2 protein-coding genes and 1 pseudogene are annotated in these 1445 nt (G+C 32.5%); 1 reads left to right on the forward strand and 2 read right to left on the reverse strand.

Annotated elements, in window-relative coordinates; translation table 11 throughout:
* Window positions 1–95: 95 nt before the first annotated feature.
* Complete coding sequence (locus KIV40_RS25450; RefSeq protein ID WP_285351975.1) at window positions 96–443, reverse strand: hypothetical protein; 348 nt, start codon at window positions 441–443, stop codon at window positions 96–98.
* A 451-nt stretch (window positions 444–894) separates the two neighbouring features.
* Here KIV40_RS25450 and KIV40_RS25455 point away from each other — a divergent pair, with 451 nt between their 5' ends.
* Window positions 895–1215, forward strand: a complete 321-nt coding sequence (locus tag KIV40_RS25455) for a hypothetical protein (RefSeq protein WP_285351976.1) — start codon at window positions 895–897, stop codon at window positions 1213–1215.
* Window positions 1216–1264: 49 nt separating this feature from the next.
* On the opposite strand, the pseudogene KIV40_RS25460 reads toward KIV40_RS25455, so the two are convergent.
* Window positions 1265–1445 (reverse strand): annotated as a pseudogene (locus KIV40_RS25460) (hypothetical protein); the annotation flags it as partial.

Here is a 1445-nt window from a genome sequence, read left to right on the forward strand (position 1 = left end):
AAGTTGAACGGGTATATTACCCTATTGCCATGATATATATAAGTAGCTGCCTAAATAGCGAAGTGTTGCACTTCGTAATTGAATTTGGGACCGAGTTAATCTTCAAAAGACAGCTCTATTCTTCGTAAATCTTCAACAATTTCAAAGGATGTACAACTTCCTGTACCTACAAGGCTAACGGGTTTCCCTGCCATATGGGCTGCTAGTAGCATGGAATACATAGTCTTTGCTTTTTCATTATCTAGTCTTAAAACGTAAGACCAAGTTGAATTACTATGGCAATCTGGTGAACCTGCCACATGGGGTTTACTGGTTTTAATAAATACTTGATTAGGATATAGCTGATCAAGCATAAGACTTGTAATTTTAGTTGAAGCTATTCCGCTTGCATTAGTAACACTTGTTGTAAATAAAAGTATAGGTAAGAGGCATCTTTTTATCATTTAAATAAACTCCTGCTAGTTGCTTTATTTTAAAGTTATTATTGTTTTTTTAATTTTACATTTTATTTTAAATAAAAAATGATAATTTTAATACACTATCTAATTATCAATAAGAAGCCCGTTTGATATATGAAATCATTAATTTCCACGTGTCATTTTTATTATGAATGTCATTTTTAGGCTCTTTAATTATTAGGCTGGGGCTTCCTTAAGTTGATTTAATTGTGTTACTTCATTTTTTCATTGAATAAATTCCGAGAAATGTAAATAGCTACACATATTTTTATGATTTAATTATTTTTTCTAGATCGATTTTTTAGCTCTAAGATCTTAGGTTTTTATTGTTTAGTAATATTTAAACTTTACCTTAACATTGGAATTATATATAATAATTTCTGTGTCTTTATTGAATGAAATATTTTCAATATAAATAAATATAAGGTGTTTTTAAATGAAAAAATTGCTCACGCTGCTGTTTATCAGCTTAATGTCATTCAATGTATATGCAGAATCCCATACGGGTAAGGTAAGTAAAATAAACCTTTATGGTGAAAACTGGCCAAATGGTCATCGAGGTGAAATATTGTTCACGTTGGATAATATGCCAAGTGATGCTAGATTATTTCGTATAACAAAAAGTGACATTGCTTTTAATACTCTGCTATCAACGCTTTTATCTGTAAAGCATGCCAAACCGACGATTACCGTTCATTATAATGTCGATGATTCGAAATATAAGTATGCACCTGTAAAAGCAATTACTATTGAATAATGCACTGAAAGTAAAAGGCCCTTTAATGCTGAGGGATCCCCACATCTTTTCACCGGAACTCTGCCGCACTTATCGCTTTGAGGCCTCCTACGGCTAAGGCCAGATCCTTCACGCTAAATGAGTAAGCTTCTCTTCCTATCAACTCTTTACCGAGAAAAAAGTAGGAAAGTACCCGGCGTGTTCGAATGGTATTTGCTTGAAAATCCTTGTATAACCTTTGAGATAAGCGA

This window comes from Vibrio sp. D173a, from assembly GCF_030248475.1.